Raw genomic sequence first — 26,934 nt, 5'->3', positions numbered from 1 at the left:
GCAGGAGCCGGATATGACTGATCGCTACCAGAACTTCACCCGTACGCCGTTCGGCCAGACCCTGGTCAAGAACCTCGGCCTGCCCGACCCGACCCCGCTGCCACGCTGGCGCGAGGGAGCACCGGTGATCGACGGCCCGGTCATCGTCGGCGGTGTCGGCGAGACCGAGACCGGCAAGGCGATCCAGGCGCTGCTGCGCGATGTCGAGGCGTCGTTCAGCACGGTCGCCGAGGGGGTCGCGTCCAGTGAGCTGCGGCCGAAGGCGCTCGTGTTCGACGCCACCGGTATCGCGTCCACGGCGGATCTCACCTCGCTGCAGCGGTTCTTCTCCCCCGTCATCCGGCAGCTCGCCGCGGCCGGGCGGGTCATCGTCGTGGGCCGTACGCCGGAGCTGGCCGACTCCCCCGAGCAGCAGATCGCCCAGCGCGCGCTGGAGGGGTTCACCCGCTCCCTCGGCAAGGAGGTCAAGCGCGGCGCCACGGTCAACCTGGTGTACGTCGCACCCGACGCGCACCACCAACTCGACTCCACGCTGAGGTTCTTCCTCTCCCCCAAATCGGCGTACGTCGCCGGCCAGGTGGTCCGCGTCGGCCCGGCCTCGGTGGCCGGCGGCAACGACCCGGCCGTGCCTCTCGCGGGCAAGGTGGCGCTGGTCACCGGAGCGGCCCGGGGTATCGGTGAGGCCATCGCCAAGACCCTCGCCCGGGACGGTGCCACCGTGATCGGGGCCGACGTACCGCAGCTGGCCAACGAGCTCCGCAAGGTCATGTCGGCCATCGGCGGCAGCGAGCTGCTCATCGACGTGACCGCCGTCGACGCCGCGCAGCGGATCGCGGCCCACGCCACCGAGCACCACGGCGGGCTGGACATCGTCGTACACAACGCAGGTATCACCCGGGACAAGCGCCTGGCCAACATGCGCACCGATGTGTGGGACGCCGTGCTCGACGTCAACCTGCGCGCGCCCGAGCGGATCACCGCGCACCTGCTGGAATCCGGTGTGCTGCGCGAAGGCGCGACCGTTGTCGGTGTCGCCTCCATCAGCGGTATCGCCGGCAACAACGGCCAGACCAACTACGCCACCTCCAAGGCGGGCGTGATCGGCCTGGTCCAGGCGCTCGCGCCGAAGATCCGGATCAACGCGGTCGCGCCCGGGTTCATCGAGACCCAGATGACGGCGAAGGTGCCACTGATGATCCGCGAGGCCGGTCGCCGGATGAACTCGCTGCAGCAAGGTGGTCAGCCGGTCGACGTGGCCGAGACCATCGCCTGGCTGGCGGATCCGGCCTCGGCCGGTGTCAACGGCAACACCGTCCGCGTTTGCGGCCAGAGTCTGCTCGGCGCCTGACATGCCCACCCGCAGGTACGACGACCCCCCCGGCCTCGGTTCGCTCTACGCCCGGACGGTCAAGGCCACGCTGCGCAAGGCGGAGTACGAGCCCGACGAGGAAGGCCTGACGCTCGAGCTACCCCGGTCCGAGGTGGACTCGGACCACCTCGCGGCGTACCGGCAGGTGACGGGGTTCGCCGCCGGGCCGACGCTGCCGGTGACGTATCCGCACGTGCTGGCCTTCCCGCTGCACCTGGACCTGATGTCGGACCCGTCGTTCCCGTACAAGCCGATGGGCATCGTGCACCTGGCCAACACGATCAAGCAGGTGCGGCCGATCCCAGTGCATGCCGAGTTGTCCGTACAGGTCCGGTCGGGCCCGGAGCGCAAGCATCCGAAAGGCACGGTTTTCGACGTACTGAGCGAGGTTCGCCAAGACGGTGAGCTGGTCTGGACCGACGTGACCACGCTGCTCAGCCGGGGCGCGGGCAACGAATCGTCCAACGCCGACCTGCTGCCCGACCTGTCGCTGGAGCCGACGGCCTCCTGGGACCTGAAGGGCAATCTCGGCCGGCGGTATGCGGCCGCCTCGGGCGATCGCAATCCCATCCACCTGTTCAAGCTGAGCGCGCAGGCCTTCGGTTTCCCGCGGCAGATCGCGCACGGCATGTGGGCCAAGGCCGCCGCACTGGCTTCGATCGATCGGTCGACGGGGCTGCCGGACGCCTTCACGGCGCGGGTCGACTTCCGCAAGCCGCTGCTACTGCCGTCAAAGGTCTGGTTCGCCCATTCCGGTGACGACTTCGCTCTGTACGACGAAAAGCGCGAGGTCACCCACCTGATCGGCAAGCTCACCTGAGCGCGATGCCGGCCGCGCGCAGGGCGTACTCGATGTCCTGGAACAGGCTGTAGAAGCCCGCTTGCCCGGCCAGGATCTGTCCGACCACGGGCCCGTCGTCACGCTGGACCAGCGTGCCGGCGTCGCCCGGGGCCGAGATGGCCTCCGCCGTCATCGCGACCTCACCCCAGCGGCCCAGGTGCGGAGTCAGCGCGAACTCCGGAATCAGCGCCCGGACCCATGAGCGCTGATCACCGTTCACCACTACGTCCCGACCGCGCGCGGGCGCGATCCGCCCAGCCGGTTGCGCGGTCGGCGTGAGTTGGGGAAGGCGGCGCGCCGCGATCAGGCATTGCGGTGTCGGCAGGCCCACGGCGTACGTCGTATCCGGCCAGGTGAACGTCCGGCCGACCAGGCGGCGCGAGGCCAGCGGCGTCTGCTGGATCGGCGCACCGTGGAACGGCGCCAGCCCGGGCTGTACGAACACGGCCGGTACCGGTAGGTCGCCCGCGCCGAACCACAGCCCGTGGCCGAACAGCCCGCCGGTCGCGCGCGGATCCTCCTGGATCAGCTCGCGATAGAACGGCCCGTGTACCTCGTCGGCTTCGAACGCCTCCCGGAAGACGCTGACCCCGAGCCCCACCTCGGTCAACTGCGCCATCAAGCCGGGATATGCCGCCGCCGCTTCCTCCCACAACGTCATGGCGCCCCCTGTCGAGAGCTACATCGACCAGCGGTATGCGGCCGTTACGGCAGGCGTCAGGCCGGTTGGCGGCTCATGTACGTGCTGGGGCTGGTGCCACGCTCACGCTTGAAGGCCGAGCTGAAGCTGAACGCGTCGGCGTATCCCACTTGGCGAGCGACCGCGGCGACGGTGGCGCCGGGACGGTCGAGCAACTCGGCGGCAAGCGTCATCCGCAGGTCGGTCAGATAGGCCAACGGTGGCTGGCCGACCAGCTCGGCAAAGCGCTTGGCCAGCGTGGTGCGCGAAACGTTGCCCAGGGCAGCGAGTCCGGCGATCGTCCACGGCGCGGCCGGGGTGGTATGCAGCGCCTGCAGCACCGGGCCGACGACGGGATCGCCGACCGCCTCGAACCACGGCGTCTCGTTCGCCTCGAACCAGTCGCGAACGGTGCAGATCAGCAACCAGTCGAGCAGCCGGTCCAGCACCACCTGGCGCCCGAGCGCACCGGCGGCGATCCGCTCCTCGAGGTACTCGCGCAGCGGACCACAGCTTTGGTCGTCGCAGGCAACGATCACCCGGGGAAGTTCGTCGAACAACCGCCGCGGCAGCTCCTGCCGGACGTGGTACGCCCCCGCCAGCAGCACGGTCCCGCCGGTTCCGGCACCAGGCGGTCCGCCCTCGACGAGCCCGTCGCAATGGGTGTCGACCGCCTGCGACGGCCGCCCGGGGTCGTCCGTGACCAGGAACGGCGCCGGCCCGTGTACGACGGCGATATCGCCCGGCCGAACCAGCACCGGCTTGTCGTCGGCGACGATCCAGGCCTCGCCGTGCAGGGGCGCGATCAGCGTGAGCGCCGCCGCGTCGGTGAACCGGAGCGCGTACGGCGCCGAGAGCACCGGCGTACCCAGAACGGCGCCATCGGCCCGGACGCCACGCAGCAGGTCGTCGAGTGGTTCCACCCCGCCAACGATAGGCGCTGAACGCACGGACATGAGGCCCGGACGGCTACCTATGGGAAGGCCGGGCCGTCGGCGGTTGACTCCTGGTATGACGATTTTGGTGCTTGGAGCAACAGGTAAGACCGGTCGGCGAGTAGCCGAGCGGTTGCAGGCGAAGGGAGTGGACTTCCGGGCGGCGTCCCGATCCGCGCCGACCCGGTTCGACTGGGACGATCGCGCGACCTGGGCGGACGCGGTCGAAGGTGCGACGGCGGTCTATCTCGTCGCATCGGACGACCCCGAACCGACTGAGCCGTTCGTGAAGCAGGCCGTCGCGGCCGGGGTCCGGAGGTTCGTGGTGCTGTCCGGGCGGAACATGGACAAGGCGGCCGGCCGCTTCGGAGACGGAATGTGGGCGGCCGAGCAGGCCGTACGGGCCTCGGGAGCCGAGTGGGCGTTCGCCCGGGCGAACAACTTCAACCAGAACTTCGACGTGGACTTCTGGCTCCCGGCGATCACGGCCGGGCGACTGGCATTGCCGATCGGGGACGTCGGTGAGCCGTTCATCGACCTGTCGGACGTGGCCGACGTCGTGACCGAGCTACTGACGACCGACGGGCACGCCGGCAAGATCTACGAGCTGTCCGGGCCCGAGTCGCTCACGTTCGCCGAGGCCGTCGGCCAGATCTCCGCCGCCGTCGGCCGGCCGATCGAGTTCGTCGAGATCACGCCCGAGCAGTACGCCGAGGACCTGCGAGCCGAGGGTTACCCGGAGGAGGTCGCAACCAACGTGAACGGCATGTTCGAGCTCATGCGCGAAGGCCTGCTGGAAACGCCGACCGATGGTGTCGAGCAGGTCCTCGGCCGCCCCGCCAAGTCATTCCGTTCCTACGTTCGCGACGTCTGGGCTCCCGGCCCGCGGTAGGTCCAGGCCGATCGGCCGGATCAGGCCCTCCTGCGCCACGCTCGCCACCAGTACGCCGTCCACGGTGAACAACCGGCCGGTGGCGAAACCGCGGGCGCCGGAGGCCGACGGCGAGGCCTGGTCGTACAGCAGCCACTCGTCGGCGCGCGCCGCACGGTGGAACCACATCGCGTGGTCGATCGAGGCGGGCTGAATCCGGGGGTCGCCGATGATGAGGCCGTGCTGGAGCAGGCTGGCCCCGAGCAGGGTCAGGTCACTCGCGTAGGCGAGGACACAAGCGTGCAAGGGCGACTCGTCCGGAAGCTTGCCCGCGGCCCGGATCCAGAATTGCTTGCCGGTGGCACTGGCTATCCGGACATCCAGCGCGGCCCATTCCTTGTTCCACTCAGCGGCCCCACGCCCGGAACGGGCCTCCAGCACCTCGGCCAGGGTTGGCGCGTCATCCGGCGGTACGACGCCCTCGGGCATCTCGTCCTGGTGGTCCAGGCCGGGCTCGGGCCGTTGATACGAGGCGGACATGTAGAAGATCGGCTTGCCGTGCTGGGAGGCGACCACCCGGCGGCTGCTGAACGTCTTACCGTCACGAGTCGGCTCGGCCCGGTACACGATCGGTACGGCGGTATCGCCCGGGCGCAGGAAGTACCCGTGCAGCGAGTGCACGTGCCGCTCCGGCTCGACCGTGCGGGTGGCCGCGACCAGGGCCTGGCCGAGCACCTGTCCCCCGAAGACCCGCTGCATCGACGTTTCCGGCTGCCGCCCGCGGAACACGTCGACGTCGATCATCTCGAGGTCGAGCAACTCGACCAGATCCTCCAAGGATTCAGGCATGACCCCATCCTGCCAGGCCCCCTCTCGGGCCTAGCCTGGTTGCTCCGGTACAGCCGACAAACCTGAGGGCGGGATATGCAGATCACGGTCAACGATGTCGAGCTAGCGGTGGAAACCTTCGGGGATCCCGCGGACTCCCCTGTGCTGCTCATCGGCGGCGTCACCATGCTGAGCTGGCCCGACGAGTTCTGCGCGGCGTTGGCCGGGCGGTACGTGGTGCGGTACGACCTGCGCGACGCCGGCCAATCCACTCTGGTCGATCCGGACGCGCCCCGCTACGACCTGCGCGATCTGGTGACCGACGCGTCCGAACTGCTGATGGCGCTCAACCTGGACCGCGCGCACGTGGTCGGGATGGCAGTTGGCGGCTTCATCGGCCAGTTGCTCGCGCTCGACCACCCAGATCAGGTCGCGTCGCTGACGCTGATCTCCACCCGTCCGGTGGCGCCCGGACCGGTCGACCCCGACCTGCCCGAGCACGATCCGGCGATGATGGAGCGGCTGTTCGGGCGCCCGAAGCCGGACTGGACCGATCGCGACAGCGTTGTCGACTACATGACCGAGACCGCGCGGCTCATGTCCGGCTCGCGGGGATTCGACGAGCAGGACGCATCGGCGACCGCCGGAGCCATCTTCGATCGGGCCCAAGCGACGCCGTCTGCGCAGCGAGCGAGCCACCTCGGCACGATGTTCGCCGCCATCGACTGCAAGCCCCGATGGCGCGAGCGGCTCGGCGAGATCAGCGCACCGACGCTGGTGGTACACGGCGAGGAGGACCCGTTCTTCCCGCACGGCAACGCGGAGGCGCTGGCCAAGGAGATCCCGGCCGCGACGCTGCTGACGCTGCCCGGCGTCGGCCAGGGCGTGCCACGCGAGACCTGGCCGGTCGTCGTACCGGCTCTGCTGCGCCACACCAGCTGAGGTCGGTGACTTTCTGTGGGCTTTCGGTGGCGTGACCTAGGGTGGTAGTTGTACGTTCAACCACCCGAAAGGACTGCCTTACATGAGCGCGCTGAGCTCGCTTTCCCGCCCGGTCAACGCGTCCCGCGACCTGGTTCTGCTGGTCGCCCGAGTCGGCCTGGGTGTCATCTTCATCGCGCACGGCTGGCAGAAGTTCAAGACCAACGGCCTCGACGGTACGACGGCCGGTTTCACCAACATGGGTATTCCGCAGCCTCAGATCTCGGCGTACTTCGCCACCTTCGTCGAGCTGGTCGGTGGCGCCGCGCTGATCGTCGGCGCGCTGACCACGCTGTTCGGTCTGCTGCTGACCGTGAACATGGCGGGCGCGTTCCTGTTCGTGCACCGCGAGAACGGCGTCTTCGCGGCCGACGGCGGCTGGGAGCTGGTGGCGGCTCTCGGTCTGCTCTCGCTGACCCTCGCGGTCGTGGGCGCGGGCAAGTTCAGCCTCGACGGGCTGTTCCGCAGTGCCCCGAACCGCAGCATGACCATGGCGGACGCCCGTAACTAACGGGCGCCCGCCCAGCTCTAGTCGTCGTCGCGATTGAGCTCGGCCAGGAACTGCTCGAGTTCCGCGCCGAGCTCGTCGCCCGACGGGATCGACTCGGCGGCTAGCAGGCTGCCCCGGCTGATCGAACCGGCCGCGGCGTCGTACTGCGTCTCCAGGGCGCTGACCACGGCGGTCGCGTCCTCCGAGGCCTGGACCTGCTCGTCGACCAGGCGGCCGGTGACGGCGGCCTCGTCCAGCAGGGCCTTGCTCGGCAAGAGCAACCCGGTGGCGGCCGATACCGCGTGCACCAGGGCCAGCGCCGCGCCCGGGAAGCGGTTCTCCGCAAGGTAGTGCGGCACGTGCACCGCGAAGCCCATCGCGTCCCGGCCGGCCTCACCGAGGCGGACCTGCAACATGCTGGCCACGCTCGCGGGCAGGCGCATCTCGCCGTCCCAGATGTTCGACCGGGTGACGAGCTCGGGCCGGGTCGCGTGCGCGGTCAGGCCGAGCGGGCGGGTGTGCGGCACGCCCATCGGAATGCCGTGCACGCCGATCGTCAGGGTCACGTTGTAGCGCTCGATCAGATTGCGAACGGCGGCGGCGAAGCGCTCCCAGTGCATATCGGGCTCGGCGCCCTCCAGCAGCAGGAACTCCACGCCGGCGTCGTCGACCAGCAGGTGCAGCAACAGCTCCGGCGGGTCGTAGTCGATGAACCGGTCCTCGGCGAACGTCACCTCAGGCCGCCGGGCCCGGTAGTCGTGCATCAGGTCGACGTCGAAGCGCGCGACCACGCGGCTGTCCAGGACGTCGAGCAGGTGGTCCGCGGCAACGCGGCCGGCCTGGCCTGCGTCCATGAAGCCGTCGAGCGCGTGCACCAGGACTCGGGGCGGCGCGGCCGGTCCGGTCGCGACGGACTCGTCGACGATCTCGTAGAGGTCGTCCGGTCGCAGCATCTCGGGTCTCCTTCGCGGTGGCGGTCGGCGGACGGGATCCTGTCCCCATCCTGCCTTCTGTACTGACAACGTCGCTGCCACCGGCAGGAATTCCACCGATCGAGACTTTTCTCACCGCCATCCACGCCGACCGGCGAGACAAGTTGGGAAAGCGCTTGCTAGCGTTCGGTCTGTGACTGATTCCCCGCCCCTGGTTCTGCTGGCTATGAGCGACTCCACCCTCGTGCAGGTGCTGACGCCCGATCTGCGCGCGCGGCTGGACGCGGTCGGCAAGGTGCTCGACGTGCGCCCGGTGGCGTCGTTCCTGGACGAGCCGGACGTGGCGGCGGTGCTGGCCGACGTCGAGGTGGTCGTCACGGGCTGGGGATGTCCGCGGATCAGCGCCGAGGTGCTCGCCGCCGCGCCCAAGCTGCGGGCGATCCTGCACGCGGCCGGCAGCGTCAAGCACATCGTCGACCCGTCGGCGTTCGAGCGCGGCATCCAGGTCAGCTCCGCGGTGGCGGCGAACGCCGTACCGGTCGCGGAGTACACGGTCGCCGCCATCGTGCTCGGCGGGAAACGTGCTTTCCGTCTTTCCGCGGAGTACCGGCTCAACGGCAAGAAGCCGGACAGTCACGGCTACGCCCCGATGGGGAATCACCGCAGCACGGTCGGCCTGCTGGGCGCCTCGCGGATCGGCCGGCTGGTCGCGGAACGGCTCAAGTCGTTCGACTTCGACGTACTGATCAGTGACCCGTACCTGAGCGCGGAGGAGGCCGCTGAGCTGGGAGCGCGGTTGTGCGACAACGACACGTTGTTCGCCAGCAGTGACATCGTGAGCCTCCACGCGCCGCTGCTGCCGGAAACCGCCGGTCTGGTCGACGCCCGGCTGCTCGGCCTGATGCCGGACCGCTCGGTGCTCATCAACACCGCCCGCGGCAAGATCGTCGACGCGGCCGCGCTGGAGGCCGAGTGCCTCTCGGGCCGGATCGACGCCGTTCTCGACGTCACCGATCCCGAACCACTGCCGGCTGACTCGCCGCTGTTCAGCCTGCCGAACGTCTTCGTCACGCCGCACGTAGCGGGTGCTCTCGGCAACGAGGTGGCCCGGCTCGGCGACGTGGCCGTCAGTGAGCTGGAGCGGCTTGTGTCGGGCCAGCCCCTGCTACACGGCATCGCCGCCCACGAACTCGGGAGAATCGCTTGAGCCGCTTCATCCTTCCTGCGCCTGACCGTGTCCTCTCTACCTGGACTGGCTGGTCCAGGACGCACTGGGAGGCCCTCGCCGACCACCTACTCGATTCGCTCGTTCCGTACTTCTCCCCTGGCGGAGCCCGCGTCGACCTTCCGGGACGGCCTAGCCGGTCCGGCGTGGTTAGTGACGGCTTGGAGGGTTTTGCCCGGTCCTTCATGCTTGCGGCGTTCCGGATCGGTGGAGTGCGCGGTGTCGGCTGCGAGGAACTGATCGAGCGGTACAAACGTGGGCTGGTTGCAGGCGCTGACCGCGACAGTGCCGAGGCCTGGCCGCGGCTCACTCCCCTAGCCCAGCCGCTGGTTGAAGCCGCCGCGATCGCGGTATCGCTCCATGAGACCCGCGAGTGGATCTGGGATCGCCTGACCAGTTCGGAGCAGGAGAAGGTCGCGGACTGGCTCGGCGGATTCGTCGGCTCGCGTACGCACGAGAACAACTGGCGGTTGTTCCAGGTCGTATCCGAGCAGTTCCTGGCCTCCGTAGGCGCGCCGTACTCGCAGGACGAGATCGACGCGGGCCTGGACCGGATCGAGGAGTGGTACGTCGGCGACGGCTGGTACTCCGACGGCTACGGCCAGAGCTTCGACAACTACATCGGCTGGGCCATGCACCTCTACCCGGGCCTTTGGGCGCGGATGGCGGCCGCGACGCCTGGAGCCAAGTACGACGACCGGCTGCAGGTCTACCGCGACAGGCTCCGGTTGTTCCTCGACGACGCCGTACATCTTGTTGGCAGCGATGGCGCTCCCATTCACCAGGGGCGTTCGCTGACGTACCGGATGGCCGCGGCGACGCCGTACTGGATGGGGGCGCTGCTGGACGCTACGCCGCTTACGCCCGGTGCGACGCGCAGGCTGTGCTCCGGGATTGCCAGGCACTTCGTGGAACATGGCGCGCCTGACGAGCGTGGAGTGCTCACACTCGGTTGGTACGACACCTTCCTCCCGACGACTCAGGCCTACTCGGGACCGGGTTCGCCGTACTGGGCCAGCAAGGGGTTCGTCGGCCTGCTGCTGCCGCCGGAACACGCTGTCTGGACTGAGCGCGAAGAGACCATTCCGCTGGACGAAGCCGATCAGGTTCGGGCCATGCCCGCGCCTGGCTGGGTGATCCACGCAACGCGGCATGACAATCTCGTCCGGCTCCTGAACCACGGATCCGACAAGGCCCCGGTGGACGAGCCCGAAGGCATCGAGCCTGCCGGAGACCCGCACTACGACCGGCTCGCGTACTCGAACCACACCGGGCCGGAGCTGTCCGCGCAGGCGCAACTCGACCGAGTCGACAACAACCTGGCGCTGGTCGATAACGCCGGTCGTTCGAGCTACCGCGGCCGGATCCGCCGGATCGCCGTTGGCGAGCGAAGCGCCTCGTCGTGGCACAAGGCCTGGCTCGGTACAGATGGGCCTTGGCAGATCGAGACGGCCTCGGTCGTGTACGGCGGCTGGGAGATCCGGTGCGCCCGGGTCGACGGCCCCGCCGGTGCGACCGTACGCAGTGGCGGTTATCCCGTCGCGGGACGGTCTTTGCCGACGGCAACCACCGGTAAGGACCCGGTCTGGGCCTCCGCCGAGGCGAACGGCCTGTGCTCGACGATGGTCGGCCTGCACGGGTATGACGACGCGGCGGTCCATCGCGATCTGGGCGCGAGCGCGTTCGGGCCTCACTCGGCCACGCCGTACCTCACCACCACCCATCCGGGCGAGCCGATCGTGCTGGTCTGCGCCGTGCTGCTCAACCGCGACGTGGTCAGTCCCGAGTCGATCTCGGCCAGTGTGCGAGTTGTTGTCGAGGGCAACCAGGTACGGCTCGAACTGCCTGACGGAGCAGTGGAAACGGTCCAGCTCGGGCAGGCCGGTGACGCCGCTTAGGAAAGCCTCGCTTTGGATGAGATTTGCCGGCCGCCGGTCTACATTGGCGTCATGGGCACTTACGCGAAGCTTCTTCAAGAACAGATCCGTAACGAATTCTCGGCCTCCGCGCAGTACATCGCGGTTGCCGTCTGGTACGACGATCAGGACCTGCCGCAGCTGGCCGCGCACTTCTACAAGCAGGCCCTGGAAGAGCGCAACCACGCGATGATGATGGTGCAGTACCTGCTGGACAAGGACATCCGGCCGAACATCCCGGGTATCGACGACGTCATCAACGAGTTCGACAACGCGCTGGCGCCGCTCGAACTCGCGCTGCAGCAGGAAATCACCGTCACCAAGCAGATCGAGACCCTCGCGCGGACGGCGCGTGACGAGGGCGACTACATCGGTGAGCAGTTCATGCAGTGGTTCCTCAAGGAGCAGGTCGAGGAGGTCTCCGCGATGACGACACTGGTCAACGTCGCGAAGCGCGCCGGCGACAACCTGTTCCACCTCGAGGACTTCCTGGCCCGCGAGGTTGTCGGCGACCAGGGATCCGACCCGACGGCACCGCGTGCCGCCGGTGGCGCAGTCTGAGCCGTTCCGCTACCAGGAACCGCCGCCTCCGCCGCCACCGCCACCGCCGGAAGAACCTCCGCCGCTGAAGCCCGATGAGCTGCCGCCGCCCCCGCCACTGTTGGCCGGGGCCGGCGGCGGGTCGAACGTCGAGGCGACGCTCTGCTGGAGCTGTCCGGCGGAGTAGCCGGAGGTGTAGTACGACGGACCGTAGTACCAGTACGGGTCAGGCGGGATGCGCCCCGCCGCGACCAGCTGAGCACAGATCGCCTGCCAGCGGTCCGCGATCCCGAACGCGATTGCCCATGGCAAGTATTTGCTGAAGATGTCCTCGCCTTCCTCGAATCTGAGCTGATCCGCCTCGGCGGTGGCCAGATAGGTCCGGAAGCCGACCAGTTGATCCGCCATCGCCCGGCCGGTGGCGGTCTTCTTACCCTTGGATTTCTTGCTGAAGTACAGCACCAGGCCCACGACCGCGCCCAGTAGCGGAATGGCGACCGCCGTGGCCGGTCCGGGTCCACCGGCGGCCGCCGCCACGACGGCTCCACCAAGGCCGATGAACAACGCGAACATTCCGACGATGCCAAGGCAGGCGCACTGCAGCGCGCCCATTCCACTGGCGGCCGCGCGCGGCGGCTTGATGTACCACCCGTACTGGTTGATCTGCCCGCGCAGGGCCGCGATCATCGCGTCGTGCGCCATCCGCATCGAGGTGTCGCCGGTCGGGCGGCGCTTGAGCGTGATCGCCGTACCAGGCTGCAATCCCGGGAAAAGCGACTGCACCAGCACTTGCTCGTGGTTGCGGGTGGCCACGGCCGGATCCAGCAGTACGGCGCGCTGCTCGCTGCCGAGGTTCTCGATCCGTACGCCGCCGCGCACGGCCATATCGATCAGCGTCGCGGCGGTCTCGGTGGTATTCGCGACCGAGTCGATCAGCAGACCGGCCTCGCCTACCGCGATCGGCGGCGGCGCGAAGGCGACCGGGATCTGGTCCTCGCGCAGTTCGTCCTTCACCACGGGCGGATTGCTACCCGCGGGCGGAAAGGCCCCCGGCGGCAGACCGGCGAATCGCTCATCGCGGAATCCACGCCTGTAGTACCCGACGCCCGCCGCCAACGCAGCCGCGGTCGCGGCGAGCGAGAGCAGCATCTGCCACAGGGACAGACCGACACGCTCAAGCGGGCCGGGCGGATTCACCACGATCGGGGTGTCGTTGCTGACCACTCCCGCCTTGATGCCGGCGACCACCGTGAGCTGGCTCTTGGGCTCGATGTTCGTCTCGGTGAAAACGCCGCGGCCGGCCTGGATCGTGGCCTGCTGGCACGGCTGCGTCGAACCGTCCGGTCCACCGAAGCACTTCACCTGGGTGACACCTTGCGGGACCTGAACGGAGACGACGACGTTCTTGAGCATGGCCCGCCAGTCGTCGCCGGTGGCGTCCCAGAACAGTTCGCTGTGATCGTCGAAGTGGCGAAGCGCGCCGCGCACGTCGTACTCGATGACATAGGTGGCGGTGGCGTCGATGATGGTCCGGTCGGGTGAACCGATCTTCAGGCGCAGGTTCTGATCGCGATGGCCGGACCGCTTCGTGACCTCTTGGGTGAACTCGGCGCTGTCGCCGGACGGGCTGGAGACGCGAATGTTGGCGATGTCGTACCGCTGATCCTTGGACTTGTCGTCGGCCCACTTCTCCCGGACGACCAGGTCGCGGAACATGCCGTGCCGCCCCGAGCCCGCGCCGAACCGGTAGACGATCGTTTCCTTGACCTGCAGAACCCCGTCCGTCGTCACGTTGTAGTCGACCCGCATCAGGTCTACCACGTCGTCCAGCGCCCGCGGCTGCGCGGACACCGCCGAAGCCGGTGACGCGGTCGTGGACAGAAGGAGGACGCCGAAGACGGCGAGCAGCAGTGCGGTCAGACCTCTACGCATGCGGCGACCCTAACGAGCGCCGAGGCCAATTACCCGCGCTCAGTCCCCGCGGCCGCTGGCGTGTCGGACGCCTCCGCATTGCGCGGATCAGCGGCGGCGATGGCGGCGGCGACGAGATCGGCGGCGGTGGTGTCGCGCGTACGGCGGCCGCGGTCGTAGTACTGCGTCGTGGAAATGCTGGCGTGCCCGACATCGGCCTGCACGTGCTGGATCCGCGCATCCTGCTCCAGCGCGATCGTGACGTAGGCGTGCCGCAGCGCGTGCGGATGCACCAGATGCGCCACATCCGCGAGGGCCGGCCCGGCGTGGGTGGCGATCCGCTTCAGCAAGGCGTTGATGTCGAACCGGGAACACCGTCCGCCGTCGCGCGTCGCGATCATCGGCGTGCGCTCGGCCGCCGTACGCCCTCGCAAGGTCGGTACGGCCGCCTCACCGGTGCGATCCCGCTCGGCCAGGTACTCCCGCAGCGCGGCGTCGGCCAGCTCGGTGAGATAGACCTCGCGCCGTACGCCGCCCTTGCCGAGCACTCGCAACATGGGCTCACCGCCGGACACGACCAGATCGTCGCGATTGAGGCCGACCAGTTCCGAGACGCGCAGGCCCAGCGTCAGCAGCGCGACGACTGCCACGGCGCGGTAGGCGAACAGGTCGCGATGGCGGGTCCGGTTCGGCAGGCGGGCTGCGGCGTCGAGCAGCGCGCGGAGTTGCGCGGCGGTGAGGCGGATCGTCGGCGAGGCCTCGCGTGAACTGCGGCTGAGCCCAAGCCGGGCGCGGTTCAGCGCCGCGGGATTCGCCGGTACGACGCCGATCTCGGTCAAGTGGCCGTAGAACGCCGAAAGCGTCGAGAGCATCCGTTGCCGCGTGCGCTTCTCCGCCCCCGCCGCATCCAGCGCATGCAGCCAGGCCTTCACCTCAGTGCCGGTCGCCTTCCGCGGATCCAGCCCGATCCCCGCACACCACCGAAACCACGCCAACCCATGCAACGCACCAGTCCGATCCCCAGTGCCAGCCTTGGCAGCACCAGCCGGTCCGCCTGCCAACGCGTCTACCCAAGCAACAGGCAGTCCTAGCGCGTAGGCATACGTACGCCGCGTCCCCGCATTCGCATACGCCAGCAGCCACTCCGCAATCTGCTCCCGCAGCTCCTCCGGATCCGCCACCCCCGGCCAACTCGACGCGCCCGTCGCCGGAGGTGCGATTTTTGCCGTCATCCCGGCGTTTTCTGGCGCAGCTCGGTCCGGACTCGGGGCGGCGGTAGTCGTCACAGCGACGATCCTCCCCCACCAAACCAGTCGCTCCCAGTCTCCACGCCGACGCTCGAACGAAAACCACACAAAACACCGGTTTCGTGTGGTTCTGGTTTAGTTTCCTCAACTCAAACCAGTTAATTAGGTTTCGTAACTGCTAACCAGCTAGGGTTCAGCGCATGATCGACGAGGCTGTGCGGTGCGGATACAGCAAATGCCGGGCGGAACTACCCCCGCCAGGTCCGCAGGGAGGAAGGCGGCGAGGGTTCTGTAAGGACACCCGCTGGGAAGGCGGCCGGTCCTGCGCCCAAATGGCCCGGGCGGAACGCGACGCCCTGGGAGCGCTAGGCCTGGGGCTGGACTCCGGCAGCACCACGTTTCGCCTCGATGCGGAGCGCCTCCGCGAACAACTGGACGTCGTCCGCGGACCAGTAGAAGAGCTGACCGCCGCCCTAGCAGCCGTGACCACCCGCCTGGACGAGGTCGAAGCCGCCGCCGTGACAGCCGTCGAGACCGCCAACAAGCAGGTGGCCGAGGCCGAGCGAGCCCGGGTAGCGGCCGAAGAAGCCCGCGACCACGCCGAGCAACGCGCCCGCCAGAGCAGCGCCGCCGCCGAACGCGCCGCGAAGGAGCGCACGGAGGCCGTCCAACGCGCGACCGCAGCAGCAGAACAAGCGCTCACCGCGACCGAGGCCCTCGGCGCCGCCCGCCAGCAGGCTGAGGAAGCCGTGAAGGCCCGAGAGATCGCCGAAGCCCGCGCCGAGCAAGTGGCCCAGCGCGCGACGGCCTCCGAGCGCGAAATCCGCGAAGCCCTCATCGCCGCCGAACGCCTCACCGCAGAACGCGACGCCGCCCGCGCCGAAGCCCAACAGCGCTCACTCCATGTCGACCGCCTACGCGCCGACCTCAGCGACGTACAGAAGAGAGCCCAGGACGCCGAGCTAGCCCTGGCCGCCCAACATCAGCAGGCCCAGCAGCAAACAGCCGAATGGCAGACCGAGCGCCAAACCCTGACGGTTCAACTAGCCACAGCAACCACCAACGCGGACCGTCTGCACGCAGAGACCGAAGCGCTGCGGGCCGAAGCGCACCAGCTGAAGGCCGAGGTCGAGGCAGCCCGGCAGCAGGCCAAGGAAGGTCCGAGGGCGTTGCATCCGGACGACCTGCGGGCCCTGATCGAGGCCGTTGGCGCGACCCGGAGCGAGCGGCCTGCCGACTGACCCTTGTGCAGAACCGCCGCGAGGGGGAAAGGTAGCTGTTCTAGGAGGTTCCGTCATGGCAGAGCGGACGATCACTTCCCAGGGCAGCGGTGCGACGGTCCCCGCGGTGGACCGGCCCGACGCCATTCGCAACGTGGTGCTCGTCGGTCCGTCCGGGGCCGGCAAGACCACCCTCGCCGAGGCGCTGCTGGTCGCGGCCGCCGTACTGTCCAGACCTGGGACCGTCGCCGACGGGTCGACGGTCTGCGATTTCGACGACGCGGAGGTCCGGCAGCAGCGTTCGGTCGGCCTGGCGCTCGCGCCACTGATGCACGACGGCATCAAGGTCAACCTGATCGACACCCCTGGCTATGCCGACTTCGTGGGCGAACTGCGGGCCGGCCTGCGCGCCGCCGACTGCGCCCTGTTCGTCATCGCCGCGAACGAAAGTGTCGACGAGCCGACCAAGTCGCTCTGGCACGAATGCGCCGCCGTCGGCATGCCCCGGGCCGTCGTGATCACCAAACTCGACCACGCGCGCGCGGCGTACGAGACGGCCCTGGCGGCGGCGCAATCCGCCTTCGGCGACAAGGTCCTGCCGCTCTACCTGCCCGTGCGCGCCAAGGACGGAACCACCACCGGACTGATCGGCCTGCTCTCGCAAATCCACTACGACCACTCGTCCGGCGATCGGGTCGAGTCCGCCCCGGACGCGACGTACGCCGACGACCTCGAACTCCAGCGCGGCACCTTGATCGAAGGCGTGATCGAGGAATCCGAGGACGAATCCCTGATGGAGCGGTACATCGGCGGCGAGCAGATCGACCAGACCGTCCTGGTCGACGACCTCGAAAGAGCCGTCGCCCGTGGCTCGTTCTTCCCCGTCGTTCCGGTCTGCAGCTCCACCGGCGTCGGCGCCTCCGAATTACTGGAGATCATCACCAGCGCCTTTCCCTCGCCACCCGAGCACGAACTGCCGGAGGTGTTCAACCCCGACGGCGTACCGCAGAAGAAGCCGGCCTGCGATCCGGACGGGCCCTTGCTGGCAGAGGTGGTGAAGACGACCTCGGACCCGTACGTCGGCAGGGTCAGTCTGGTCCGGGTGTTCTCCGGCACCATCAGGCCCGACGCGACGGTTCACGTGTCGGGCCATTTCATGTCCTTCTTCGGGGATCGCCTCAGCCACGACGACCATGACGAGGACGAGCGGATCGGCAACCTGTCGATCCCACTGGGCAAACAACAGCGGCCGTCGTCCGCGGTGGTCGCGGGTGACATCTGCGCAGTTGGCCGGCTCACTCGCGCGGAAACCGGCGACACCTTGTCGGACAAGACACGTCCGCTGCTGCTGAAGCCGTGGACGATGCCCGAGCCGTTGCTGCCGATCGCCGTTCAGGCTCACGCGAAGACCGACGAGGACAAGTTGTCGCTGGGCCTGCAGCGCCTCGCGGCCGAGGACCCGACGTTGCGGATCGAGCACAACAACGAGACCCATCAGATCGTGCTGTGGTGCATGGGCGAGGCGCACGCGGACGTCGTACTCGACGCGCTTGCCAACCGGTACGGCGTGACCGTGGACACCGTCGAACTGCGGGTGCCGCTACGCGAGACCTTCGGCAACAAGGCGCGGGGCCACGGGCGGCATGTGAAGCAGTCCGGCGGCCACGGGCAGTACGCGGTCTGCGATATCGAGGTCGAGCCACTGCCGCAAGGCGCCGAGTTCGAGTTCGTCGACAAGGTCGTCGGTGGCGCGGTGCCCCGGCAGTTCATCCCGAGCGTCGAGAAGGGCATCCGCGCCCAGATGGAACGCGGTGTCGGCTCGGGCTATCCGCTCGTGAACATTCGGGTGACCCTGCACGACGGCAAGGCCCACAGCGTCGACTCGTCGGATATGGCCTTCCAGACCGCGGGCGGACTCGCACTGCGCGACGCGGCCAACGCCGCCAAGATCAACCTGCTCGAACCGGTCGACCTGGTCTCGGTGCTCGTACCGGACGACCTGGTCGGTGCCGTGATGAGCGACCTGTCCGGACGGCGCGGCCGGCTGCTCGGCACCGAACGTGTCGGCGAGGACCGGACCATGGTCAAGGCGGAGGTACCTCAGCTCGAGATCACCCGCTACGCCATCGATCTGCGCTCGCTGTCGCACGGCGCCGCGTCGTTCACCCGGGCCTTCGAGCGGTACGACCCGATGCCCGACTCCCAGGCGGCCAAGCTGACGTCCGGCTGAACCCGCGTTGGTTAGGGTGGTCGGCATGGGTGAGAACTGTCTTTTCTGCGGTATCGCGGCCGGCACGATCCCTTCGCAACGGGTGGCGGAGAACGAACGCGTGATCGCGTTCATGGACATCAACCCGGCGACGCCCGGGCACCTGCTGGTGATCCCGCGCGCGCATTCGACCGACCTGCGCGACACCGCCCCCGAGGACCTCACCGCGGCGACCCTGATGGCGCAGTCGTTGATCACCCGCGTGATCGACCGCCTCGGCGCCGACGGCGCGAACCTGCTCAGCTGCATCGGGCCCGACGCCTGGCAGAGCGTCTTCCACACCCACCTGCACGTCGTGCCCCGCTACAAGAACGACCCCCTGCAACTCCCCTGGTCCCCCACCCCCGGCGACAGCGACGCCATCGCCGACACCGCCGCCAAGCTGCGCTAGCGGCGGTCCCGGGTCACGAGGTCATAGATCGTGGTCAGCTCACTGACGAGTTCGGACCAGTCGTAGCGTCGAACAGCGGTCAGGCCGGCCAGTCGCAGTTTCTCCCGCGCCGGCTGGTCATCGAGCAGGGCCAGAATCCGCTCGGACAGGGCGGACACCGAGCCTGGTTCGACCAGTTCGCCGAGGCGGCCGTTGCCGAGGACCTGGCGGAACGCCGCGAGATCGCTGGCCACCACCGGCGCGCCCGAGGCCATCGCCTCCAGCAGCACGATCCCGAAGCTTTCGCCACCCAGGTGTGGCGCGATGTAGAGGTCGGACCCGGTCAGCATGTCGGCCTTCGCCTGGTCGTCGATCGGCCCGAGGAACTTGACCGCCTTCCAGCAGGCGGCGGGCAGCGACCGGCGTGCCTCGTCGAAGTTGCCCGCGCCCGCCACGAGCACGCGAAGGCCCGGGCGCTCCGCGAGCAGCCGGGGCACGGCGGCGAGCAGTATGGCGAGGCCCTTGCGGGGCTCGTCGATCCGGCCCAGGAAACTGATCGTGCCGTCCGTGCCCTGCCATCCGGGCCGGATCCGCCCGGCGGCGAAGCGGTCGACGTACAGGCCGTTCGGGATCACGATGGCCTCGCCACCGATGTGCTGCACCATCATCGAGCGCGCGTTCTCGGATACGGCGATCCGGGCGTCGAGCTTCTCCAGCGCCGGGCGGAGCAACCCGGCGGCGGCGCTCATCGCGCGCGATCGGACCTGCCAGGTGTGGAACGTCGCCACGAACGGGCCGTCCCCGGACCACAGCGCCAGGATCGACGCGCTTGGCGTGGTCGGCTCGTGCACGTGGACCACGTCGAACGCGCCGTCGGCGAGCCACGCTCGTACCCGGGCCGCCGTACGCGGACCGAACGTGAGGCGTGCGATCGACCCGTTGTACGGCACGCCGACGGGATGCCCGGCCGAGACGACGTACGGCGGTGGGGTGGCGCCTTCCTCCAGTGGCGCGAGTACCGACACCTCGTGGCCTTCGGCAAGCAGCGCCTCGGCCAGGTCGCGGACGTGGTTCTGGACACCGCCGGGCGTGCCGAGCGAGTAGGGACAGACCAGCCCGATCTTCATCTCAGTCGAGGAACACCCGTTGCAGCATGTGCCAGTCCTCGGGATGCGCGGCGATGCCACGGGCGAAGGCGTCGGCGCACTGCTGCGTCATCGCGGCCAGCGGGCCCTTCTCGACCACGTCGTGAAAGGTGATCACCAGCTCCGGGCCGTCGTAGTGCAGCGTGGCCGGGATCAGCGGCGCGCCGGTACGGACGCTCAGTGCGGCCGGTCCAGCGGGCATCCGGGCGGTCCGGCCGAAGAAGTCCACCGGCACACCTTTGTCCGACAGATCCCGATCGGCCACCAGGCAGACGAACCCACCCGCGCGCAGGCGCTCGCCGAGTACCGCGACGGCGTGCTCGGAACCGGGCCCGGTCAGTGGCAGGACCTCCATGCCGAGCTTCTTGCGATAGGCGATGAACCGCTCGTACACCGATTCCGGTTGCAGGCGCTCCGCGATCGTCGAGACCGGCATCCCGGTCCGTCCGGCCCAGGCGCCCGCGTGGTCGTAGTTGGCCAGGTGCGGCAGCGCGCAGATCACGCCGCGACCGGCGTCGTGCGCGTCGCGGAGCAACTTCTCGTTGACGGTTCGGACCCGGCTGACGATGCGATCGTCGGACCAGTCGGGCAGGCGGAAGGCCTCCTGCCAGTATCGCAGGTACGAGCGCATGCCCGCGCGCGTCAAGGCGTCGAGCTCGGCATCCCCGGCGTCCGGCCGGACCACCGCGAGGTTGGACCGCAGGCGCCGTACCCCCTTGCCCTGGCGGCGTACCACCTGATCCGCGATCAGGTTGAACAGCCGCGCGACGACCGGCTCCGGCAGGCGCCGTACTACGCCCCAGCCCGCGCCGTACGCGATATCAACGAACGCCACGCTCGGCCTGGACCTGGCGGTGCACCGACAGCGTGCGCTGGACCACCGTGATGGTGCTGGCGACGGCCAGCAGGGTGAGCACGACCTTCAGCAGGATCGGCAGGTTCAGCACGTCCGCGAAGAACGCGATCACCAGTACGGCGACCAGGCGGTCGGCCCGCTCGGCCAGTCCCCCGCTCGCCTGCAGGCCGAGGCTCTCGGCCTTGGCACGCGCGTACGACGTGGTGGCGCCCATGACGAGGGCCCACAGCGCGATACCGGACATCCAGTCATCACCTGAGCGGGCGTAGAACAAGACGAGTCCGCCGAAGATCGCGCCGTCGCCGAGGCGGTCCAGGGTCGAGTCCAGGTACGAGCCCCACTTCGACGACGTACCCGAGGTGCGGGCCATGTAGCCGTCGATCAGGTCGCTGAAGACGAATGCCGTGATCACCAGGCACCCGATCCACAGCTCGCCGCGCGGGAAGAACACCAGCGCCCCGGCGCACACGCCGGCTGTACCGACGAGCGTGACGGCATCGGCGCTGACCCCGAGCCGCAGCAGGAGGTTGGCGATCGGGGAGATGATGGTGGTCCAGAACTGCCGGAATCTGTTAAGCATGGCGACGCGATCGTAGTCCAACCGTCCCGGGAGGCGCCTCATGCGGGGGTCGATGGCGCTCGGTGTTGCGGTCGCGATGCTCTCCGCGACGGCCTGTACGACGGCCCGCACGGCCGATCGGGCCACGCCTCCGCCGGTTCTGACCAGCAGGCAACCAGCGGTGATCGGCCCGATCGCGCCGCCGCCTCCCCCGGGCCTCGACGGCCGCGCCGGGCTCGACGGGCCGAACGCGTGTACGTCGATCGCCCGTGGCCCCGCGCTTGCGAAAGCCTTCGGCGTAAAGGTCACCGCCCGGCCCAAGACCTGGAACGACGGCGGCCTGCCAAGCCTCGATCTCTGTGCCCTGTTGATCGGCGCGCGCGAGGTCCGGATCGGCATCAGTGCTCTCCGGGCCCAGCCCACATCGATCGACCGCCTCGCGACCGTTCTCGGCAGCCCTCCCCGGCCGCTCACCCGGCTCGCCGCGGACGCTCGTTCGGGTCTGCTCGGCGTGGCCTTCACGACGTACGACCGGGCCGTTCGTATTGCGGCCGCGGACGGACTCACCACCGCCGAGCAGGTGACGATCGGGCGCGCGGTGCGTGCCGTCGTACCAGCGGTGGCGAGGCCGGCCCGGATCTCCGACGCGGCCTGTCAGCCCTCGGGCTCATCCGCCGAACAGGTGCTCGGGGTGGCTGCCCAGCTGCGGCGGGACTACCGCACGGAGGCCGGCGCGGTGACCTGCATCTGGGGTTCGGTCGACGCCACGGTCGCGATTGTCGAGTCGACCCGGCCGGACGACATCCCGGAGGCCCGTCGGCAGCCACGGCCGGAGCGAGTGCCGATCGGCGACGGCGGCTACTACCTGCGCAGCGAGAACGAGCTGGTCTTCCGCCGGGGCCGCCGGGTCGTGCGCGTCACGGTCGTGTCGGACCCGCAGCGGGTGGTGACGCGCGACCGCCTGTACGACACGGTCGGCCCGCTCTTGCCGCTGTTCCGCTAGTGGTTCAGCTAGTGGTTCAGCTCCAGGCCTTCGCGAGCAGGTCCCGGGTTTCGCTCAGCAGCTGCGGCAGCACCCGGGTCTGCGCGACGACCGGCATGAAGTTGGTGTCGCCACTCCAGCGCGGTACGGCGTGCTGGTGCAGGTGGGCCGCGATCCCCGCGCCGGCGATATCGCCCTGGTTCATGCCGATGTTGAACCCGTGCGCGCCCGACACCGTACGGATCGTGCGCATCGCCTGCTGGGTCAGCACCGCCACGTCGTTCACCTCGGCCTCGGTCAGCTCGGTGTAATCCGCGACATGGCGATACGGCACCACCATCAGATGGCCGGGGTTGTACGGGTACAGGTTCAGCACCGCATACGCCGCCTCGGCCCGCCGGACCACCAGGCCTTCGGAGTCGGGAAGGCCAGGGATCCGGCAGAACGGGCAGCCGTCACCGGCCGACGTACCCACCGGCTTGTTCTCGCCGGTGATGTAGGCCATCCGGTGCGGCGTCCACAACCGCAGGAACGCGTCCTGCGCCCCGGTGCCGCCTTGCTCGTTCACCTCGCCGGGCTGGTACGGCGACTCCGGGGTGCCGGTCATACCTGAACGCGCTTCTCGACGGCCTCGACGATCTCCGCGATGGCCTCCGCGACGGGTACGCCGTTCTTCTGGCTGCCGTCGCGGAACCGGAAAGAGACGTTGCCGTTGGCCACGTCCTCGTCACCCGCGATCAGCATGAACGGCACCTTGGCCTTCTGGGCGTTGCGGATCTTCTTCTGCATCCGGTCGTCGGACGCGTCCACCTCGATCCGGATGCCCTTGGTCTTGAGCTGCTTCGCGATGTCGAGCAGGTAGTCGACGTGCCCGTCGGTGATCGGGATACCGATCACCTGGACCGGCGCGAGCCACGGCGGGAAGACGCCGGCGTAGTGCTCGGTCAGTACGGCCACGAACCGCTCGATCGAACCGAACAGCGCGCGGTGGATCATCACCGGCCGCTGGCGCGAGCCGTCGGAGGCGGTGTACTCCAGCTCGAACCGCTCGGGCAGGTTGAAGTCCAGCTGGATCGTCGACATCTGCCAGGTCCGGCCGATGGCGTCACGGGCCTGGACGGAGATCTTCGGGCCGTAGAACGCGGCGCCGCCCGGGTCCGGGACGAGCTCCAGGCCAGAACCTTCGGCGACCTCGCGCAGTGTGTTGGTCGCCTCTTCCCAGACCTCGTCCGACCCGACGGACTTCTCCGGGTTCCGGGTCGAGAGCTCCAGGTAGAAGTCGTCCAGGCCGTAGTCGGCCAGCAGGTTCAGCACGAACGTGAGCAAGTCCTTCAGCTCGTCGCGCATCTGCTCACGCGTGCAGTAGATGTGCGCGTCGTCCTGGGTGAAGCCGCGGGCCCGGGTCATACCGTGAATGACGCCCGACTTCTCCAGCCGGTAGACCGTGCCGAACTCGAACAGCCGCAGCGGCAGCTCGCGGTACGACCGGCCGCGCGAGCGGAAGATCAGGTTGTGCATGGGGCAGTTCATCGGCTTCAGGTAGTAGTCCTGGCCCTGCTTGCGGATCTCGCCGTCCGCGCCACGTTCCTCGTCCAGGTGCATGGGCGGGTACATGCCGTCGGCATACCAGTCGAGGTGTCCGGAGGTCTCGAACAGCTGGCCCTTGGTGATGTGCGGAGAGTAGACGAACTCGTAGCCGTCCTCGACGTGCCGGCGGCGGGAGTAGTCCTCCATCTCCTTGCGCAGCACACCGCCCTTGGGGTGGAAGACGGCCAGGCCGGAGCCGATCTCGTCGGGGAAGCTGAACAGGTCCAGCTCGGTCCCGAGCTTGCGGTGGTCGCGCTTGGCGGCCTCCTCCAAGCGGGTCAGGTACGCCTTCAGGGCGTCCTTCGACTCCCAGGCGGTGCCGTAGATGCGCTGCAGCTGCGGGTTCTTCTCGCTGCCGCGCCAGTACGCCGCGGCCACGCGCATCAGCTTGAACGCGCCGAGGTAACCGGTCGCGGGCACGTGCGGCCCGCGGCACAGGTCCTTCCAGGCGACGCTGTCGTCCTTGCGCAGGTTGTCGTAGATCGTCAGCTCACCCGCGCCGACCTCGACAGCGGCACCCTCACCGGCTTCGGCACTGGAACCCTTGATGCCGATCAGCTCGAGCTTGTACGGCTCGTTCGACAGTTCCGCGCGCGCGTCGTCGTCGCTGACCACCCGGCGGCTGAACCGCTGCCGCTCCTTGATGATCTGCTGCATCTTCTTCTCGAGCTTGGTCAGGTCTTCGGGGGTGAAGGGCGTGGCCACGTCGAAGTCGTAGTAGAAGCCGTTCTCGACGGGCGGGCCGATGCCCAGCTTCGCGTCCGGGAACAGCTCCTGCACCGCCTGGGCCAGCACGTGCGCGGTGGAGTGCCGGATGATCGCCCGGCCGTCCTCGCTGTCGTTGCGGACCGGCTCGATCTCGTCGCCGTCCTCGATCACCTTGTTCAGGTCGCGCAGCTCACCGTTGACCCGGGCGGCGATGGCGGAACGGTCCGCGCCGAAGATCGAGGCGAACAGCTCCCCGATCGTCGTCGTCTCGGTCACGCTCCGCTCGGCCTCGCCCTCAACGCCGACCAGATGGACCTTGACTTCTGACACGTCTACTCCTCGGATTCTGCCCGGCGCCACCTGCTGTGACCGCCGACCCCGCGATGGTATCGAGTTCTTGGTCAGCCGCTGGTACCAGCCAGGTCCTGACGAAAGTAGGGGGTAGGTCAGGGCGTTGGTCTGATGTGGCTCAGGGGTCAACCCGGACAGGCTTAAGGCACATTCGAAAGCCTGGAGGGGCCCACTGTGAACGACGCGATCCTCGCACTCGCGCATGACCTGATGTCCTCGTGGTGGATCTACCTGGCACTGTTCGGCTTCGCCATGCTGGACGGGTTCTTCCCGGCCGTGCCGAGCGAGACCCTCGTCGTCACCGCCGGCGTTTTCGCCGCGCTCGGCGAGCCCGACCTGTACGGCGTGATCGCCGTCGCCGCGGCCGGGGCCTTTCTCGGCGATCACATCTCGTACTTCATCGGCCGTGGTGCCGGCGCCCGGGTGGTCGCCCGGTTCAAGCCGGGCTCCAAGAAATCGGCCATGTTCGAGTGGTCCCACAACGCGCTCGCCGAACGAGGCGGCCTGGTGCTGGTGGTCGCGCGGTACATCCCGGGCGGACGCACGGCGGTCACCCTCACGATGGGCACGGTTCGCTACCCCCTGCGCAAGTTCAGCCTGTACGCCACACTCGCCGCGGTGAGCTGGGGTGTCTACGGCGCACTCGTCGGCTTCATCGGCGGTAAGGCCTTCGAGGAGAACCCGCTGGCCGGAGTCGCGCTCGGCATCGGCCTGGCGTTGGCCGTCACGGTTGTGGTCGAGGTGGTACGGCACCAGCTGCGCAAGCGCCGTACCACCGTCGAAGCGGACGAGCCCGAACTCGTACTGTCCGGGCAGCGCGGGGCTTAGCGCCCGCCGCCCTGCTGAGTGCGCAGGGTGTTGTTGATCTGCTCAGCCACCTTGGCGGCCAGCTCCAGAGCTGCTCGCCGGGTGGCCGGCTGCAGCGCGCTGTGGTCCAGCGGGCCCTCGGCCGCGATGTGCGGATCGGTCGGGATGTCGACCACGGCAGCGGCCCGGGCCTCGAAGTACGGCCGGAGCTGCTTCTCGACATCCTTGTTGACGTCACCCGGTCCGTTGCTGACCGCGATCACGGCCCGCCGGATCAACTGCTGGGCGGCCGCGCCCTGCTGGTCGAGCTCTTCCAGCATCTGAACCGCCGCCGCACACGACAGGCTCTTCCACTTGATCGGAATGACGATCGCGTCGGAGGCCTTCATCGCTTCGCGCCAGTTGCTCGAACCCTCGTTGTTACCGGTGTCGATGACCAGCACCTTGTAGAACCGGCTGAGGATCTTGTGGATCTGAGCGAAGTCCTGCGCCTCGATCTGCGCATACGTCGTGGTGGCCGAGGTGAGGACGTCATACTGCCCGGCGGTCTGGTGGCGCAGGTAAGCCCCGACGTCACCAACTCGCGCGTCCGGCAGGGTCAGCATCGGCATGGCCCGGAGCAGGTCGGTCACGGTGGACCGGCTGTTCGTATCGTGCGTGCGCAGGTGCATGTTGCCGCGCAGCTCGTTGTTGTCCCAGGCCACAACACCGCCACCGCGGGCCTGACCGAGCGCGCCGGCCAACAGCAACGTGGTCGGGGTCTTGCCCGAACCGCCCTTCGGGTTCGCGACGGTGATCGTGACGGGGCGGCGGAACGGCGTGGCCGCCATCTCCCGCGCAAGTCGCTCCAGCCGCTCGGCCGCGCCGGGGCGCATCCGCAGCATGCCGCGCACGCCCTTCTCGGCCGGAGCCTCCCGCGGCAACGGCAGCGCCGAGATCAACTCGTCCGCCCGGTACGACGGCTGCGGCGGCTGCGGCGGGTGGGCCTGGTTCTCATACGACGACGGCAGCTCCCACGGCTGCGGCCCAATCGGAGCCGGGCCAGCCGGGCGCGGCGTAGTCGTCGCCGCCGAGTGCCGCGGCGCTTCAGCAGCCGCTACCTCTCCATCCACGGCGGTCTCGTCCGTAGCCGGTTCGGCCGTTTCATGCACGGTACGTTCCGGCGTCGGCAAGGTCGAGGCGAGCGGATCAACCGCGGGCGGTTGAACGCTCAGCGGTTGCCACATCCTCCGGACCTCGGCCGCTGCGGCCTCTCTGTCCTTCTCACGTCCGGTGTTGTGGGTGTCGGTCACGACCGCGATCCCCCGATTCTCGT

At 68.9% G+C, this 26,934-nt stretch carries 25 protein-coding genes; 13 read left to right on the top strand and 12 right to left on the bottom strand.

Annotated features, from left to right (window positions below; all coding sequences use genetic code 11):
- Positions 1–13 precede the first annotated feature (13 nt).
- Positions 14–1,348 carry a 3-oxoacyl-ACP reductase gene (locus ACFFGN_RS16680; RefSeq protein WP_380048408.1) on the top strand — a complete coding sequence of 445 codons (1,335 nt, stop codon included), beginning with the start codon at positions 14–16 and terminating at the stop codon, positions 1,346–1,348.
- A gap of 1 nt (position 1,349) precedes the next feature.
- On the top strand, positions 1,350–2,189 hold the full coding sequence (locus ACFFGN_RS16675) for a MaoC family dehydratase (protein WP_380048406.1): 840 nt from the start codon (positions 1,350–1,352) through the stop codon (positions 2,187–2,189).
- Here the strand turns inward: ACFFGN_RS16675 and ACFFGN_RS16670 are convergent.
- Both ACFFGN_RS16670 and ACFFGN_RS16665 read right to left on the bottom strand, forming a co-directional pair.
- The gene (locus ACFFGN_RS16670; RefSeq protein ID WP_380048404.1) at positions 2,182–2,871 is read right to left on the bottom strand and encodes a hypothetical protein; all 690 of its coding nucleotides are present in this window, start codon (positions 2,869–2,871) and stop codon (positions 2,182–2,184) included. The genes ACFFGN_RS16675 and ACFFGN_RS16670 overlap by 8 nt on opposite strands.
- A gap of 56 nt (positions 2,872–2,927) precedes the next feature.
- The gene (locus tag ACFFGN_RS16665; protein WP_380048402.1) at positions 2,928–3,812 is read right to left on the bottom strand and encodes an AraC family transcriptional regulator; all 885 of its coding nucleotides are present in this window, start codon (positions 3,810–3,812) and stop codon (positions 2,928–2,930) included.
- Positions 3,813–3,900: 88 nt separating this feature from the next.
- Between ACFFGN_RS16665 and ACFFGN_RS16660 the strand changes: the two genes are divergently transcribed.
- A complete protein-coding gene (locus ACFFGN_RS16660) occupies positions 3,901–4,716 on the top strand; it encodes an NmrA family NAD(P)-binding protein (RefSeq protein WP_380048400.1) in 816 nt (271 codons plus the stop codon).
- Here ACFFGN_RS16660 and ACFFGN_RS16655 read toward each other — a convergent pair.
- A complete protein-coding gene (locus ACFFGN_RS16655) occupies positions 4,669–5,544 on the bottom strand; it encodes an acyl-CoA thioesterase (RefSeq protein ID WP_380048398.1) in 876 nt (291 codons plus the stop codon). The genes ACFFGN_RS16660 and ACFFGN_RS16655 overlap by 48 nt on opposite strands.
- A 75-nt stretch (positions 5,545–5,619) precedes the next feature.
- Here ACFFGN_RS16655 and ACFFGN_RS16650 point away from each other — a divergent pair, with 75 nt between their 5' ends.
- Positions 5,620–6,465 (top strand): alpha/beta fold hydrolase, encoded by an 846-nt coding sequence (locus ACFFGN_RS16650; RefSeq protein WP_380048396.1) that lies wholly within the window; start codon positions 5,620–5,622, stop codon positions 6,463–6,465.
- An 82-nt stretch (positions 6,466–6,547) separates the two neighbouring features.
- Positions 6,548–7,015: a DoxX family protein gene (locus ACFFGN_RS16645; RefSeq protein WP_380048394.1), complete on the top strand. Its 468-nt coding sequence runs from the start codon at positions 6,548–6,550 to the stop codon at positions 7,013–7,015.
- 17 nt (positions 7,016–7,032) lie between these two features.
- On the opposite strand, the gene ACFFGN_RS16640 is transcribed toward ACFFGN_RS16645, so the two are convergent.
- Positions 7,033–7,947 carry a proteasome assembly chaperone family protein gene (locus ACFFGN_RS16640; RefSeq protein WP_380048392.1) on the bottom strand — a complete coding sequence of 305 codons (915 nt, stop codon included), beginning with the start codon at positions 7,945–7,947 and terminating at the stop codon, positions 7,033–7,035.
- 172 nt (positions 7,948–8,119) lie between these two features.
- Here ACFFGN_RS16640 and ACFFGN_RS16635 point away from each other — a divergent pair, with 172 nt between their 5' ends.
- From ACFFGN_RS16635 to ACFFGN_RS16625, 3 genes are read left to right on the top strand one after another with little or no spacing between them, the layout of a single operon-like run.
- On the top strand, positions 8,120–9,133 hold the full coding sequence (locus ACFFGN_RS16635; protein WP_380048390.1) for a hydroxyacid dehydrogenase: 1,014 nt from the start codon (positions 8,120–8,122) through the stop codon (positions 9,131–9,133).
- A complete protein-coding gene (locus ACFFGN_RS16630) occupies positions 9,130–11,049 on the top strand; it encodes a DUF2264 domain-containing protein (RefSeq protein ID WP_380048388.1) in 1,920 nt (639 codons plus the stop codon). Before ACFFGN_RS16635 ends, ACFFGN_RS16630 begins: the two co-directional genes overlap by 4 nt.
- Positions 11,050–11,100: 51 nt before the next feature.
- On the top strand, positions 11,101–11,628 hold the full coding sequence (locus ACFFGN_RS16625) for a ferritin (protein ID WP_380048386.1): 528 nt from the start codon (positions 11,101–11,103) through the stop codon (positions 11,626–11,628).
- A 9-nt stretch (positions 11,629–11,637) separates the two neighbouring features.
- On the opposite strand, the gene ACFFGN_RS16620 is transcribed toward ACFFGN_RS16625, so the two are convergent.
- Both ACFFGN_RS16620 and ACFFGN_RS16615 read right to left on the bottom strand, forming a co-directional pair.
- Positions 11,638–13,539, bottom strand: coding sequence for a DUF2207 domain-containing protein (locus tag ACFFGN_RS16620; RefSeq protein WP_380048384.1), 1,902 nt, complete (start codon positions 13,537–13,539; stop codon positions 11,638–11,640).
- A gap of 29 nt (positions 13,540–13,568) precedes the next feature.
- On the bottom strand, positions 13,569–14,513 hold the full coding sequence (locus ACFFGN_RS16615; RefSeq protein ID WP_380048382.1) for a tyrosine-type recombinase/integrase: 945 nt from the start codon (positions 14,511–14,513) through the stop codon (positions 13,569–13,571).
- A 584-nt stretch (positions 14,514–15,097) separates the two neighbouring features.
- Between ACFFGN_RS16615 and ACFFGN_RS16610 the strand changes: the two genes are divergently transcribed.
- The 3 genes from ACFFGN_RS16610 to ACFFGN_RS16600 are packed head-to-tail and all read left to right on the top strand — an operon-like array spanning position 15,098 to position 18,645.
- On the top strand, positions 15,098–16,006 hold the full coding sequence (locus ACFFGN_RS16610; RefSeq protein ID WP_380048380.1) for a coiled-coil domain-containing protein: 909 nt from the start codon (positions 15,098–15,100) through the stop codon (positions 16,004–16,006).
- Between the two features lie 55 nt (positions 16,007–16,061).
- Complete coding sequence (locus ACFFGN_RS16605; RefSeq protein WP_380048378.1) at positions 16,062–18,215, top strand: elongation factor G-like protein EF-G2; 2,154 nt, start codon at positions 16,062–16,064, stop codon at positions 18,213–18,215.
- A gap of 25 nt (positions 18,216–18,240) precedes the next feature.
- Entirely contained in the window at positions 18,241–18,645 is a 405-nt protein-coding gene (locus ACFFGN_RS16600; RefSeq protein ID WP_380048376.1) for an HIT family protein, read from the top strand.
- Here ACFFGN_RS16600 and ACFFGN_RS16595 read toward each other — a convergent pair.
- The 3 genes from ACFFGN_RS16595 to pgsA are packed head-to-tail and all read right to left on the bottom strand — an operon-like array spanning position 18,642 to position 21,205.
- The gene (locus tag ACFFGN_RS16595) at positions 18,642–19,751 is read right to left on the bottom strand and encodes a glycosyltransferase family 4 protein (protein ID WP_380048374.1); all 1,110 of its coding nucleotides are present in this window, start codon (positions 19,749–19,751) and stop codon (positions 18,642–18,644) included. The genes ACFFGN_RS16600 and ACFFGN_RS16595 overlap by 4 nt on opposite strands.
- Before the next feature lies 1 nt (position 19,752).
- The gene (locus ACFFGN_RS16590; RefSeq protein ID WP_380048372.1) at positions 19,753–20,604 is read right to left on the bottom strand and encodes a phosphatidylinositol mannoside acyltransferase; all 852 of its coding nucleotides are present in this window, start codon (positions 20,602–20,604) and stop codon (positions 19,753–19,755) included.
- Entirely contained in the window at positions 20,591–21,205 is a 615-nt protein-coding gene (gene pgsA / locus ACFFGN_RS16585) for a phosphatidylinositol phosphate synthase (RefSeq protein WP_380048370.1), read from the bottom strand. The genes ACFFGN_RS16590 and pgsA overlap by 14 nt, the downstream gene beginning before the upstream one ends.
- 40 nt (positions 21,206–21,245) lie before the next feature.
- On the opposite strand from pgsA, the gene ACFFGN_RS16580 reads away from it, so the two are divergent.
- The gene (locus tag ACFFGN_RS16580; RefSeq protein ID WP_380048368.1) at positions 21,246–22,187 is read left to right on the top strand and encodes a hypothetical protein; all 942 of its coding nucleotides are present in this window, start codon (positions 21,246–21,248) and stop codon (positions 22,185–22,187) included.
- Between the two features lie 16 nt (positions 22,188–22,203).
- On the opposite strand, the gene ACFFGN_RS16575 is transcribed toward ACFFGN_RS16580, so the two are convergent.
- Together ACFFGN_RS16575 and thrS are read right to left on the bottom strand one after the other, a co-directional pair.
- Entirely contained in the window at positions 22,204–22,773 is a 570-nt protein-coding gene (locus tag ACFFGN_RS16575; RefSeq protein ID WP_380048366.1) for an HIT family protein, read from the bottom strand.
- Entirely contained in the window at positions 22,770–24,791 is a 2,022-nt protein-coding gene (gene thrS / locus ACFFGN_RS16570; RefSeq protein ID WP_380048364.1) for a threonine--tRNA ligase, read from the bottom strand. The genes ACFFGN_RS16575 and thrS overlap by 4 nt, the downstream gene beginning before the upstream one ends.
- A 195-nt stretch (positions 24,792–24,986) precedes the next feature.
- On the opposite strand from thrS, the gene ACFFGN_RS16565 reads away from it, so the two are divergent.
- Positions 24,987–25,640 carry a DedA family protein gene (locus ACFFGN_RS16565; RefSeq protein WP_380048362.1) on the top strand — a complete coding sequence of 218 codons (654 nt, stop codon included), beginning with the start codon at positions 24,987–24,989 and terminating at the stop codon, positions 25,638–25,640.
- Here the strand turns inward: ACFFGN_RS16565 and ACFFGN_RS16560 are convergent.
- Positions 25,637–26,911 (bottom strand): MinD/ParA family ATP-binding protein, encoded by a 1,275-nt coding sequence (locus tag ACFFGN_RS16560; RefSeq protein WP_380048360.1) that lies wholly within the window; start codon positions 26,909–26,911, stop codon positions 25,637–25,639. The two genes, ACFFGN_RS16565 and ACFFGN_RS16560, sit on opposite strands and share 4 nt — an antisense overlap.
- Positions 26,912–26,934 lie beyond the last annotated feature (23 nt).

The organism is Kribbella deserti (genome assembly GCF_042434725.1).
GTDB lineage: Bacteria > Actinomycetota > Actinomycetes > Propionibacteriales > Kribbellaceae > Kribbella > Kribbella deserti.
The sequence above is the reverse complement of the archived record's forward strand: the minus strand, read 5'-3'. Positions and strand labels throughout refer to the sequence as shown.